General features: G+C 54.4%; 13 protein-coding genes. All 13 read right to left on the bottom strand.

What is annotated here, in order from left to right; translation table 11 throughout:
• Positions 1-8: 8 nt before the first annotated feature.
• On the bottom strand, positions 9-326 hold the full coding sequence (gene trxA, locus GJ1_RS00005; RefSeq protein ID WP_066226748.1) for a thioredoxin: 318 nt from the start codon (positions 324-326) through the stop codon (positions 9-11).
• Positions 327-479: 153 nt separating this feature from the next.
• The gene (locus GJ1_RS00010; RefSeq protein ID WP_011232160.1) at positions 480-1457 is read right to left on the bottom strand and encodes an electron transfer flavoprotein subunit alpha/FixB family protein; all 978 of its coding nucleotides are present in this window, start codon (positions 1455-1457) and stop codon (positions 480-482) included.
• A gap of 66 nt (positions 1458-1523) precedes the next feature.
• Positions 1524-2300, bottom strand: coding sequence for an electron transfer flavoprotein subunit beta/FixA family protein (locus tag GJ1_RS00015; RefSeq protein ID WP_066226750.1), 777 nt, complete (start codon positions 2298-2300; stop codon positions 1524-1526).
• A 57-nt stretch (positions 2301-2357) separates the two neighbouring features.
• Positions 2358-3131 carry an enoyl-CoA hydratase gene (locus GJ1_RS00020; RefSeq protein ID WP_066226751.1) on the bottom strand — a complete coding sequence of 258 codons (774 nt, stop codon included), beginning with the start codon at positions 3129-3131 and terminating at the stop codon, positions 2358-2360.
• A 25-nt stretch (positions 3132-3156) separates the two neighbouring features.
• Positions 3157-3744: a fatty acid metabolism transcriptional regulator FadR gene (gene fadR, locus GJ1_RS00025; protein ID WP_066226753.1), complete on the bottom strand. Its 588-nt coding sequence runs from the start codon at positions 3742-3744 to the stop codon at positions 3157-3159.
• A gap of 59 nt (positions 3745-3803) precedes the next feature.
• Positions 3804-5504, bottom strand: coding sequence for a long-chain-fatty-acid--CoA ligase (locus GJ1_RS00030; protein WP_066226757.1), 1701 nt, complete (start codon positions 5502-5504; stop codon positions 3804-3806).
• Positions 5505-5712: 208 nt separating this feature from the next.
• Complete coding sequence (locus tag GJ1_RS00035; protein WP_066226760.1) at positions 5713-6768, bottom strand: RNA-guided endonuclease TnpB family protein; 1056 nt, start codon at positions 6766-6768, stop codon at positions 5713-5715.
• A gap of 262 nt (positions 6769-7030) precedes the next feature.
• Positions 7031-7195, bottom strand: a complete 165-nt coding sequence (locus GJ1_RS18500) for a hypothetical protein (protein ID WP_167346067.1) — start codon at positions 7193-7195, stop codon at positions 7031-7033.
• Positions 7196-7208: 13 nt separating this feature from the next.
• On the bottom strand, positions 7209-7616 hold the full coding sequence (locus tag GJ1_RS00040) for a DUF350 domain-containing protein (protein ID WP_066227082.1): 408 nt from the start codon (positions 7614-7616) through the stop codon (positions 7209-7211).
• A 14-nt stretch (positions 7617-7630) separates the two neighbouring features.
• A complete protein-coding gene (locus GJ1_RS00045; RefSeq protein WP_373278003.1) occupies positions 7631-9976 on the bottom strand; it encodes an endonuclease MutS2 in 2346 nt (781 codons plus the stop codon).
• Between the two features lie 20 nt (positions 9977-9996).
• Positions 9997-11721, bottom strand: coding sequence for a DNA polymerase/3'-5' exonuclease PolX (gene polX / locus GJ1_RS00050; RefSeq protein WP_066226766.1), 1725 nt, complete (start codon positions 11719-11721; stop codon positions 9997-9999).
• 41 nt (positions 11722-11762) lie between these two features.
• On the bottom strand, positions 11763-12302 hold the full coding sequence (locus tag GJ1_RS00055; protein ID WP_066227087.1) for a CvpA family protein: 540 nt from the start codon (positions 12300-12302) through the stop codon (positions 11763-11765).
• On the bottom strand, positions 12295-12570 hold the full coding sequence (zapA, locus tag GJ1_RS00060) for a cell division protein ZapA (RefSeq protein ID WP_083509901.1): 276 nt from the start codon (positions 12568-12570) through the stop codon (positions 12295-12297). The genes GJ1_RS00055 and zapA overlap by 8 nt, the downstream gene beginning before the upstream one ends.
• Between the last annotated feature and the right edge of the window lie 13 nt (positions 12571-12583).

A 12583-nucleotide genomic window follows, 5' to 3' on the forward strand; every position in this document is an offset into this window, starting at 1 on the left:
TTCTTTCGTTATGACACATGTTTGCCAACCAACTGAACAAGCGCCTCTTTCGGCTGATAGCCGATCGCTTTATCGACGAGTTCGCCGTTTTTGAACACGAGCAGCGTCGGAATGCTCATGACCCCGAACTTCGATGCCGTTTCTTGGTTGTCGTCGACATTGACTTTGACAATTTTCACTTTGTCGCCCATTTCACGGTCGAGCTCTTCCAACACTGGGGCGATCATGCGGCACGGTCCGCACCATGGCGCCCAGAAATCAACAAGCGTAACGCCCTCTTTCGTTTCCGCGGCGAACGTTTGGTCAGTGGCGTTGACAATCGCCATGTCCATTCCCTCCCATATTCTAAAATGCTGCAAGCAAAGTATACCATGGAATGCAAGTCGGCGCGAATGTTTTGCTTCGTTTCTACTATTCGCTTTTGCCGCGAAATTTATCCATCAAAAAACGGGCGGCGACGGCCGCCCGTTTTTCTGCCATTATGAATGCACTTTCAGTTTTTTGAACTCTTCCGTAAGGAGCGGAACGACTTCGAACAAATCGCCGACAATGCCGTAGTCCGCGACTTTGAAAATGTTCGCTTCCGGGTCTTTGTTAATGGCGACGATGACTTTCGAGTTCGACATGCCAGCCAAGTGCTGAATGGCGCCCGAGATGCCGCAGGCGATGTAAAGATCAGGCGTGACGACTTTTCCGGTTTGCCCGATTTGCAAGGAATAGTCGCAATAGCCGGCATCGCACGCCCCGCGCGAGGCGCCGACCGCGCCGCCCAACACTTCCGCGAGCTCTTTGAGCGGCTTAAAGCCTTCGGCGCTTTTGACGCCGCGGCCGCCGGCGACGATCACTTTCGCTTCCGTCAAATCGACGCCTTCCGCCGTTTTGCGGACGACTTCTTTGACAATCGCGCGCAAGTCTTTAATCTCGACGGCGAGCGCTTCCACGCTGCCTGTGCGCGACTCGTCGCGCTCAAGAGGCGCGATGTTGTTCGGACGAACCGTCGCAAAAATGATGCCGCTTGTGACGATTTTCTTTTCAAATGCTTTGCCGGAGTAGATCGGACGCGTAAAGACGATGTTGCCGCCTGCCTCTTCGACCGCGACGACGTCGGAAACGAGGCCGGCGTCGAGCTTGATGGCCAATTTCGGCGACAAGTCTTTGCCGAGCGCCGTATGGCCGAAGACGATGCCTTCCGGCTGTTCTTTGTCAATCACGGCTTTTAACGCCTGTGAATAGCCGTCTGATGTATAAAATTTCAAATTCGGATGTTCAATGACGACGACGCGGTCCGCACCGCGGTAAATGAGTTCGTTGGCATGCGCCTGCACTTGGTCGCCGACGAGCACCGAGACGACTTCCCCGCCTTCGGCGATCGTTTTGGCCGCCGCGATTGCCTCAAAGGAAACGTTTCGCAGCGATCCGTCACGTACTTCCGCCAATGTCAAGACTTTGCGTGCCATTCTTTCAGTCCCCCTATCCTTTGATTCCCCGTTGTTTTTCATCCGAACGCCGACAGCGGTTCCGGCTTATACCACTTTCGCTTCAGAACGGAGCAGCTGAACGAGTTCCTTCACTTGATCGGCGATCTCGCCTTGCAAAATTTTGCCCGCTTCGCGCTTCGGCGGCAAAAACACTTCAATCGTTTTCGTTTTTGCTTCGACATCGTCTTCGTCAAGGTCCAAGTCATCGAGCTCGAGCTCTTCAAGCGGCTTTTTCTTCGCCTTCATAATGCCCGGCAGCGACGGATAGCGCGGTTCGTTCAATCCTTGCTGGGCGGTGACAAGAAGCGGCAGGGACGTTTCGATGATTTCCTCGTCCCCCTCGACGTCGCGCACGACCGTCACTTTGCCGCCATCGACAATATCAAGCTTCGTGATCGTCGTCACGTATGGAATGCCAAGCAATTCCGCGACGCGCGGGCCGACTTGCCCAGAGCCGCCGTCAATGGCGACATTGCCGGCTAAAATCAAATCCGGGTTTTTGTCTTTCAAATACTCAGCGAGCACTTTCGCCGTCGTATATTGGTCTTGCTCTTCGACATCATCGTCGATGTTGATGAGCACCGCTTTATCGCAGCCCATGGCGAGTGCTGTGCGCAGCTCTTTTTCCGCCTCTTCGCTGCCGACGGTGATGACCGTCACTTCACCGCCATGTTTGTCGCGGACTTGAATGGCTTCTTCAATGGCGTATTCGTCGTACGGGTTGATGATGAATTCAGCGCCTTCCTCGTTAATCTTGCCATTGACGATGGAGATTTTTTCCTCAGTATCAAATGTGCGTTTCATTAATACAAAAATGTTCACGTCGTTCCCCTCCTCGAACAATTGTTGTAGTTGCCAACATTCAGACATCATTGATGATTATTTTCCTTGAAAGACGGGCGGCCGTTTTTCCAAAAACGCCTGCACGCCTTCTTTTGCATCCTCGGATACAAACACGCGGCCAAACCATTCCGCTTCCTCACGCACGGCCTCGGCAAACGATTTTTCCTTCGCGGCGTTGAGCAGTTCAATCGTCGCGCGGACGGAAAGCGGACTTTTGGCGGCGATTTTTTGTGCCAGCTGTTTGGCCTCGTCAAGAAGCTTCTCTTCCGGCACCGCCTTGTTGGCAAGCCCCCATTCGACCGCTTCAAGTCCAGTGATCGGCTCGCTCGTCCACATCATTTCCGCTGCTTTGCCAAAACCGACATAACGCACGAGCCGCTGTGTGCCGGCAAATCCCGGAATGATGCCAAGCTGCAGCTCCGGCAGGCCGAGTTTTGCCGTTTCCGCCACAATGCGGATATGGCAGCTCATCGCCAACTCAAGCCCGCCGCCTAACGCGGCGCCGTGAATGGCGGCGATGACCGGTTTGGAGAACCGCTCGATCCGTTCCATCACCAGCTGGCCGTTGCGCGACAAGCTGGACGCCTCCTCGGCAGAAGCGACGGACGTGAACTCCTTAATGTCGGCGCCGGCCGAGAAAAACCGGCCTTCGCCATGCAGCAGCACGACGCGCACTTCCGGATCCGTCTCGAGCTCATCCAAAATGGTTGAAAGCTCTTTCAAAACAGCCGATGAAAGAGCGTTCGCCGGCGGCCGCGAAAACGTCACGACCGCGACGAACTCCTCTTTCGCCAAACGAAAAAAGTCCATGAAGCCTCTCCCCTTTCTGCCTTTCCTAACGTCCGGCGGCGCACCCTTTGACCAACAGTTCATACACCGGGTCGGCGAGGGCGGCCAAGTCATACTTTTGTTCGTTCATCACCCATGTCGTCACCGTTTCATCAAGGGTGCCAAAGATCATTTGCCGAGTGAGCCGGACGTCCAAATCGCGGCGAAATTCCCCTTTTTCCATCCCCTCCATGATGATGCGGTCGATGAGCCGCAAATATCCTTTCAGCACCTCATTGATGCGATGGCGAAGCTCTTTGTTCGACTGGCGCAGCTCAAGCTGCGTCACGACCGCCATATGCGGATCGGCGGCGAGGGCGGAAAAATGAGTTTTCACCAATACATACAATTTCTTGAGAGGGCTTGAAATTCCTTCTGTCTCTTGTTCAATTTTCTCGATGAACGCCCCCATCTTTTCCTGAAAAAGCGAAATTAAAATATCCTCTTTGTTTTTAAAATAAAGGTAGATCGTGCCGTCGGCGACACCGGCCTGCTTGGCGATTTTCGACACTTGGGCTTGATGGTAGCCATGCTCGGCGATGACGACGACGGCAGCGTCAATGATTTGTTTAAACTTCGGCTTTTCCCTGCGCAATATCGATTCTCCTTTTCTTCCTTTCCATCCGTCAAATGAATGAAGCATCATTCATATTTTCATTTTACAGGCAATTCTGCTGATTTGTCAAGCTTCTTTTTCTCCTCTTCGACCAGCACGCGGCGCAAAATTTTGCCAACCGCCGTCTTCGGCAATTCACTGCGGAACTCGTAGATGCGCGGCACTTTGTAAGCAGCCAGGCGCTGGCGCATAAACGCGTCAAGCTCCTCTTCACTGCACGCCTCCCCCGGCTTTAACACGACGAACGCTTTCACCGTCTCGCCGCGGTACGGATCCGGAACGCCGATCACGGCCGCTTCCTGCACTTTCGGATGCTCGTACAGCGCTTCTTCGACTTCACGCGGGTAAATGTTGTAACCGCCGGCGATAATGACATCCTTTTTCCGGTCAACGATATAAAAATAGCCGCGCTCGTCCATATATCCGATGTCGCCAGTGTACAGCCATCCGTCCCGCAGCACTTGCTCCGTCTCTTCCGGGCGGTTCCAGTAGCCTTTCATCACTTGCGGCCCGCGCACCACGATCTCCCCGATCTCGCCGGGCTTTACTTCTTCTCCGGTCTCAAGCGAAACGATTTTCGCCTCCGTATCCGGCCACGGGACGCCGATGCTTCCTTTCACCCGCTCCCCATCCCAAAGAAAGTTGCTGTGGGTGACAGGGGACGCCTCGGTCAACCCATATCCTTCAATCAATTTTCCGCCCGTCGCCCGTTCAAACTGCTCCTGCACCTCAACCGGCAACGGAGCGGAGCCGCTGATGCAGACGTTGATCGACGACAAATCATATTTCGGCAAATCCGGATCATTCAACAAGGCGATATAGATCGTCGGCGCGCCTGGAAACATCGTCGGCCGGGTGCGCTCGATTGCTTTCAATGTTTGCTTGACATCAAAGCGCGGGAGCAGCACCATTTTGCTTGCCATCATCACGGACAAATTCATCACCGTCGTCATTCCGTACACGTGGAAAAACGGAAGCACGCCGAGCACCGTTTCTTTTCCTTTTTCGCATTTATACACCCAATGGGCGCACATGAGTGTATTTGCAATCAAGTTGCGATGCGTCAACATGGCCGCTTTCGGATGCCCCGTCGTGCCGCCTGTATATTGCAGCAGCGCCACATCTTCCACTGGATCGATGTCCACCCCGATCGGCGCCGTTTCCTTCCGGCTGACAATCGAGCGGAACAAATGAACGGTTTCGCTTTCCTCGATGCGGACGATCGGCATGTTTTGCTTCCGCTGGACAAGCGGATACAGCCATTTCTTCACCGTGGGCAAATAATCTTGCATTCTCGTGACAATCCAATGTTTGACCGGCGTTCTCCCTTTCAATCTTTCCGCCTTCGGATACAAGATATCCATCGTCACGAGCACCGAGGCGCCGCTGTCGTTCAGCTGGTATTCAAGCTCATACTCGGTGTAAAGCGGGTTCGTCTGCACGACGATGCCGCCGGCCATGAGCGTACCGTAGTAGCTGATGACCGCCTGCGGGCAGTTCGGCAGCATAATCGCCACCCGATCCCCTTTTTTCAATCCGATCGTCCGCAAATAATGTGCAAATGTCAATGCTTGCTCGTACAGCTGGCGAAACGTCATCGTCTTCCCGAGAAAGTCAATCGCCTCATGGTTTCCGAATTGTTCAGCCGTCTCCCGCAAATAATCAGAAAGCGTTTTCTCTGGATAGTCAAGCGTATGCGGAATCTCCGGCGGATAATGAGCCAACCATGGTTTTTCCATTGAAATCCCCCCTTACTTCTATTTTATTTTATTTATTTTACTATTTTTGACACTCCACACGCCTAAAGGGCGTGGGATTCTTGGGTCGTTCGCGTCCTCATCCATTTCTGGTTCAGACAACGCCCAAGTTTAGGGGTGTGTCATCACCCCGTCCCATCGGGTTAAGATGTACCCCAATGGGCGGCGCACCTGTGACCAGTGCGCTAGGTTAGGCGGCGAAGCCCGAAATCGCTTTGGCGATGTTGATCGCGCCATTCAGATCGGCATGAATCGTATATCCGCATTTTTGGCATTGGAAGTGGATGCCGTTCCGGTTTCCTTTATCTCGATAGCCACAACGACAAGTTTGACTGGTGTAGGTGGGATTCACCCGCTCGACCCGAATGCCCGCCATTTCCGCCTTATAGGCAATCATCGTTTGCAATTGATGGAACGCCCAAGAATGAAGGCTTCGTCCCGCTTCTTTGGCCGATGCTGTCCGTTTCCGAATCCCCGCCAAATCTTCCATCCGAATCACGCCAACACCGTTGGCAAGGGCAAAACGGACGATTTGACGGCTGATTTTATGGTTCATATCCTTCATCCAGCGGGACTCTTTACGGCCGATTTTGCGAATCATATGAAGCTTCTTGGCTTTGCCCAACGTTCGCCGCAAAGCCGCATATCGTCGGCGCACAAAGGCGCATTGGTTCCCTTTGAAAAACAACGATTTCGTCCCTACGCTGGCAACGGCGATATAGCGAAGCCCAACGTCAACCCCCATCACCTTTGTTTCGTGTCGCGGCTTGACTTCAAATGTGATCGCGATCGCCAAGCACCATTTCTTTCGCTTTTTGTAGAGCTTAGCCGCCCCTTGTTTGGCGGTTCCATTGATCAGCCGATTCAGCCATGCTTCTTGATAGGGGCGCGTGACGACAGGCACGCCAATTCGTTTCTCCAGTGTGGGGAAGGAAACCGTGTAGAACTCTCCCTTTCGCTCGACGTTCCAATTTTGACTGTTGAAGCAACACCATAATGTTTTAAACCTTTTTGCCTTCTGATGTTTCCTTTGAGACTTGACATCTCGAATCGTCTGATTCACGACGGCAGAAGGGAACCGCTGCGACGAAAACTCTTTAAACAGTTTGCTCGTCGCTTGATTCAGCTTGGGATGATTCAACAGCCAATTCGCAAAGGCAGTATTCACTTCTGTCATCCGTTCATACATGTCTTGTTTGACTTTCGTTGGGTTGTGCAGTTCCAGCCTTAGTGTGATCGTGGGCATGGATTCACCCCCTTTTCTTTTGAGATTCCACATAGCGTTCAGTTGTTTTTGTTCTTCGATATTGTTGTTCCATATATCAATTATATCCGTTTAACGATTATACTGCGACACTTAAAAATAAAAATGGCTGCTCGAAGCAATCCGATTAAGGATTACCGAGCAACGCCGTCTTTCATCCCACGATTGAAACCGTGGGCTTTCAGACGTTTTTTTCTGTAATTTTTCATCAAGAAAAAAAGAACGCCGGGCTTGAACCCGAGCGTTACCAAAACCAGTACACCAAACCAATAAAGAAAAAGCACGCGCAGATGACAAACAAGATTTTCGCCAGCACATCGACCGACCGGTTGCGCACCGCCATATAGACGATGCCGCTGACCAAAAGCAGCCCGACCGCGATCAACAACCATTTCACTACTGCGTTCATTCGTTGTTCCCCTTTACTGAATGCCTTCTCCGATGACAAACGACAAGCCGACGGAAATGGACAGAGAAATGAAGCCGACCGCCCGGTTGTCATTGGCAATTTCGTCATCAATATTAAACTTGGGCGTCAAAAATTCGTAAATAAAGTACGCGGCGAGAAGAAGCAAAAACCCGTACAGCCCCCAGCCGATCATCGACAGCAACGATTCATGACGGGCAAGCGCGTAGCGGAAAATATTGGCGATGCCAAAAATTTTCCCGCCCGTCGCCATCGCCACCGCCACATTGCCTTTTTGAATTTCCTCCCAATTTTTGTATTTCGTCACCAACTCAAATACAGCTAAAAAGACAACGATGCACAACACGGCAACGCTGAAATTGGCCGCCGTTTTCACCATGTCGTGCTCCCAAAACGACGCCATTGCCATCGCCCCCATCATTTCAGTTCCACGATCGTCACCCCGGTGCCGCCTTCATTCGCCTCCCCGAATCGGAAGCTTTTCACCGCCCGGTGTTGTTTTAAAAACTGCTGCACTCCTTGGCGGATCGCGCCCGTCCCTTTGCCGTGAATGATCGAAACGCGCGGGTAGCCGGCGAGCACGGCATCGTCCAAGTATTTCTCAAGCCGAATGAGGGCGTCTTCGTACCGCTCTCCGCGCAAATCGAGCTCCAAGCCGACGTGGGCGTCTTTTCCTTTCACCGTCGCAATCGGCGTCACTTCTTTCGCCGGCGCGCTGCCGATGTACTCCAAATCGCGCTCATGAATTTTCATTTTCAAAATGCCGAGCTGCACTTGCCATTCGTCGTCCGACACTTTTTCGATCAAATAGCCTTTTTGGTTGAGGCTCGTCACCTTCACTTCATCGCCCGGCTGGAACGCATGGCGCGCCGCGGCCTTTTTCCGCTTCTCCACTTTCGGCATAGCGGCGGTAAGCCGCTGCTTGGCGGCGATGAGCTCGTGTTCTTTCACTTCCGCCTGCTTTTCTTTTTGCAGGCGGCGCAGCTCGTGAATGATCCGCTTGGCTTCGCGTTCGGCGGCGCGGATGATGTCCTCTGCCTTTTGTGCCGCTTCGGCAAGCCGCTCTTCTTTTTCCTCTTCCAGCGCTTCGAGCTTTTGCTCCCACTCGGCGCGCAGCCGCTCCGCTTCCTCAAGCGCGGCGCGCGCCCGCGCTTCCTCTTCCTCCGCTTGCTTTTTGCTTCGTTCCAGCGACGCAATCATGTTTTCGACGTTATGGCTTTCCGCGCTCACTTGCGCTTTCGCCCGTTCGATGATGCGTTCATTAAGCCCAAGGCGGCGCGAAATATCAAAGGCGTTGCTGCGGCCGGGGATGCCGATCAACAGTTTATACGTCGGGCGGAGCGTTTCGGTGTCAAACTCGACGCTGGCATTCACGACGCCAGGGCGGTTGTAGCCGTACGCTTTCAACTCCGGATAATGCGTCGTCGCCACCGTCCGCGCTCCGCGCCCGTGCACTTCATCCAAGATGGCGATGGCGAGCGCCGCCCCTTCCTGCGGGTCGGTGCCAGCCCCAAGCTCGTCAAACAGCACAAGGCTTTCACCATCGACATGGCGCAAAATGTCAACGATATTGACCATATGGGACGAGAACGTGCTCAAGCTTTGTTCGATCGACTGCTCGTCGCCGATATCGGCGAAAACGGAACGGAACACCGCCGCTTCCGATCCGTCGGCCGCCGGGATGAACAGCCCCGCTTGCGCCATGAGCGTCAACAAGCCGATCGTTTTCAACGCCACCGTTTTCCCGCCGGTGTTCGGCCCGGTGATGACGATCGTCGTATAGTCGCCGCCCAATTCAATATCATTGGGCACCGCCTTTTCTTGATCCAGCAGCGGATGGCGCGCCTGCAAAAAGCGGAGGTAACCGCAGCTGTTGACCGCTGGTTTTGTCGCCTGAATCCGGCGGGCGTATTTCGCCTTGGCGAACGCAAAATCAAGCGCCGCGAGCGCTTCGACCGCCCGCGCAAGCGGCTCGGCCTGCTCGGCGACTTTTGCCGAAAGTTCGCGCAAAATGCGTTCGATTTCTTGCTTTTCTTTCGCCCGCGCTTCGCGGAGCGCATTGTTCAACTCGACGACCGCCTGCGGCTCAATAAACAGCGTCGCTCCGGACGCCGACTGGTCGTGGACGATGCCGCCATAGGCGCTGCGGTATTCTTGCTTGACCGGGATGACGTATCGGTCATTGCGGATCGTAATGATGGCGTCCGACAGCCGCTTTTGCGCCGCCGGCGAGCGAATGATGCTCTCAAGCTTCTCGCGGATGCGCGCTTCCACTGCCCGAATTTGCCCGCGCAGCGTGCGAAGGCGGTCGCTCGCTGCATCGAGCACCTCGCCATGGTCGTCAATCGAGCGGCGAATGTTCTCTTCAAGCGCCGGCACCTCGACGAGCTCATCGGCATAACCGGCTAGGCGCGCCAACCCGCCGTACTCTTCATGCACATCCATAATCAACCGTTTCATCTGCCGGCTTGCGGCCGCTGTCGCCGCCACTTCAAGCAGCTCTTGTGGGCTGAGCGCGCCGCCGATCGCTGCTCGTTTCAAATGCGGGCGGATGTCGACCACCCCGTCAAGCGGCGCATAGCCGCGCATCCGCAAAACGGCGGCCGCTTCATCCGTCTCCTCAAGCCACGCCGCCACTTCCTCCAACCGAGGCGACGGTGCGAGAGCAGCGATTTTCTCGAGACCGAGCGCCGAGGACGCATGCTCAGCCAACTGCTCTTTCACTTTATCGAACTCCAAGGTGTGAAGCACTTTTTGTTGCACGTATCTGACCCCCAGCTGATTCATTTCTTTCGTTTGTCGCGCAAAAACTGTTGCAGCTTTTCAAGCGGCCATGTGTTGATGACCGTTTCCTTATGGATCCAACCTTTTCTTGCAGTCGCTGCGCCGATCGCCATATCCTCGAGCATGTCCAAATGGTGGGCGTCCGTGTTGATGGCAATGTACGCCCCCGCTTCCTGGGCTTTTTTCACGTAGGCCGCCGACAAATCGAGCCGGTTTGGGTTGGCGTTTAACTCAAGTACTGTGTTCGTCTCCGCCGCCAGCTCGATCAACCGTTCGACGTCGACGTCATAGCCGTCGCGCTGGCCGATCAGCCGCCCGGTCGGATGAGCGATGACATCGACGTACGGGTGGCGAAGCGCCGCTTCAAGCCGTTTCATGATCGTCTCGCGCGGCTGTTTGAACGCAGAGTGAATGGCGGCGATGACAAAATCAAGCTCCTTGAGCACGTCATCGTCGTAATCGAGCGTCCCGTCCGGCAAAATATCCATCTCAACGCCGGCCAAAATCGTAAAATCCGAATAGCGCGCGTTCAGCCGTTCAATTTCCTCGCGCTGGCGCCGCAATCGGTCAGGCGTCAAGCCGTTGGCGACTTTCAAAAATTGCGAATGGTCGGTAATGGCGATATAGCGGTAGCCGCGGCGGCGACACGCTTCGGCGAGCTCCTCGAGCGAACACGCGCCGTCGCTCCATGCCGAATGCATATGCAAGTCGCCTTGGATATCGTCAAAATGGACAAGTGGATCATCAGAAGAATATCGATCGACTTCCGTGCCATCTTCACGCAGCTCCGGCGGAATGTACGGCAGCCCGAAATGGGCGTAAAACGCCGCTTCATCACGGAATGTTTTCACTTCGCCTGTCGCTTCGTCTTCCACACCGTATTCGCTGATTTTCTCCCCGCGCTCTTTGGCGAGCTGGCGCATGCGCACGTTATGCTCCTTCGATCCGGTGAAATGATGAAGCGCGGTCGCAAACTCGTCCTCGCCGACGAGACGGAAATCAGCCGCGATTTCATCGTCATACTGAAAAAGAAGCGACACTTTCGTCTCCCCAGCGGCGAGCACCTCGCGGATGCGCTCAAAGCCGAGCAACCCGTCGCGCACCTCGGCCGGACGGTCGGTGGCGATGACATAATCCAAATCTTTCACCGTTTCTTTTAAGCGCCGCAAGCTGCCGGCTCGCGAGAAGCGAATCACGCCATCAAGACAAGCGAGCTGGCGTTCAATGTCCGCCGCGATCGCGAGCACCCGGGCGAGCGGCAGCCGCTCGGGGCGTTTGCCCGCCTTTTCAATGGCCGCAAGCAGCTTTTCTTCCGTTTTCGCGCCAAAACCAGGAAGCGCCCGCACTTTTCCGGCCAAGCACGCTTCTTTCAACCCGTCCATATCGACAATGCCAAGCTCCTGATGCAGCTTGGCGATTTTTTTGCCGCCAAGCCCCGGCAGTTTGAGCAAGGCAAGCAGCGTCTCTGGAACATCGCGTTTTAGCTCATTCAGCACCGACGACGAGCCGCTCTTGATAAATTCAGTGATGATCGCCGCTGTGCTTTTGCCGATGCCAGGGATGGCGGTAAAGTCGCCGATTTCCGTCAGGCTTCGTTCATCCGTTTCCAATGCGCTTGCCGCCTTGCGGAAGGCGTTCACCTTAAACGGGTTTTCCCCTTTAATCTCCATATACAACGCAATTGTCTCAAGCAGGCGGATGACCTCTTTTTTATGGACGCTCATCCCCGTCCCTCCCTTTCCCGAAAAACCGCGGCCGCGCTCCGTCAAACGCGGCCATGAATCCACCAGTTGCCAAGCATCTCCGACAACACCGGCGTATGTTTCACAATCACGGTCGCCATGAGCGAACGCTGCAGCTGTTCTTGGACGCTGTCAATCGGCACGAGCGCACCGATATACAAAAGCAAAAAGACAAGCAAATACACTTCCGCAAATCCGAGCGCCGCCCCGGCCAAGCGGTTGACGCTGCGCAACAGCGGCAGCTGGGCGACGAAATCAAGCATCGAGCCGATGATTTGGAGCACAATTTTGACGACAAAAAATAAGAGCGCAAACGAAATGGCGCGGTAATACGCATCATCTAAATGGGTGCTCTGAAACAGCAGCTTCATCGTCTCCGGATCGCCGAACGTCGGATATGGAATCCAAAGGCGCAATGTCGGTACAAGCCGCTCATAATACTTATAAGCAACGAAAAAGGCAATGAAAAACCCGGCCATATGAATGAATTGGAGAATAAAGCCGCGCTTGAGTCCGATCATCGCCCCCAGCAACAGGACAAACAGCAGCACGACATCAATCATCGCGTCCCCCATCCTTCTCCTTCTTCAGCTGTTCACGAAGCCTGTTGTATTCTTCCTTTAACTTCAAATACTCACTGGCAATATTGACGGCCGTCAAAACGGCCAGCTTCGGCACATCGAGCATCGGATTTTTCTCACTGAATTCATGCATTTTATCGTCAACGAACGCGGCCACGAGCCGGATATGGGCCGGGCTTTCCGTGCCGACGATCGTATAGTCTTGACCATAGATGCGGACGCTCACCCGCGTTTTTGGCTGCCCAGTCAAACTATTTCCCCCA

This window comes from Geobacillus jurassicus NBRC 107829, from assembly GCF_001544315.1.
GTDB classification, from domain to species: Bacteria; Bacillota; Bacilli; order Bacillales; family Anoxybacillaceae; genus Geobacillus; species Geobacillus jurassicus.

Coding starts and splice junctions, on each gene's coding strand:
- trxA (WP_066226748.1), bottom strand. CDS start 326: ATGGCGATTGTCAACGCCACTGACCAAACGTTCGCCGCGGAAACGAAA.
- GJ1_RS00010 (WP_011232160.1), bottom strand. CDS start 1,457: ATGGCACGCAAAGTCTTGACATTGGCGGAAGTACGTGACGGATCGCTG.
- GJ1_RS00020 (WP_066226751.1), bottom strand. CDS start 3,131: ATGGACTTTTTTCGTTTGGCGAAAGAGGAGTTCGTCGCGGTCGTGACG.
- GJ1_RS00030 (WP_066226757.1), bottom strand. CDS start 5,504: ATGGAAAAACCATGGTTGGCTCATTATCCGCCGGAGATTCCGCATACG.
- GJ1_RS00035 (WP_066226760.1), bottom strand. CDS start 6,768: ATGCCCACGATCACACTAAGGCTGGAACTGCACAACCCAACGAAAGTC.
- GJ1_RS18500 (WP_167346067.1), bottom strand. CDS start 7,195: ATGAACGCAGTAGTGAAATGGTTGTTGATCGCGGTCGGGCTGCTTTTG.
- GJ1_RS00040 (WP_066227082.1), bottom strand. CDS start 7,616: ATGGCGTCGTTTTGGGAGCACGACATGGTGAAAACGGCGGCCAATTTC.
- polX (WP_066226766.1), bottom strand. CDS start 11,721: ATGAGCGTCCATAAAAAAGAGGTCATCCGCCTGCTTGAGACAATTGCG.
- GJ1_RS00055 (WP_066227087.1), bottom strand. CDS start 12,302: ATGATTGATGTCGTGCTGCTGTTTGTCCTGTTGCTGGGGGCGATGATC.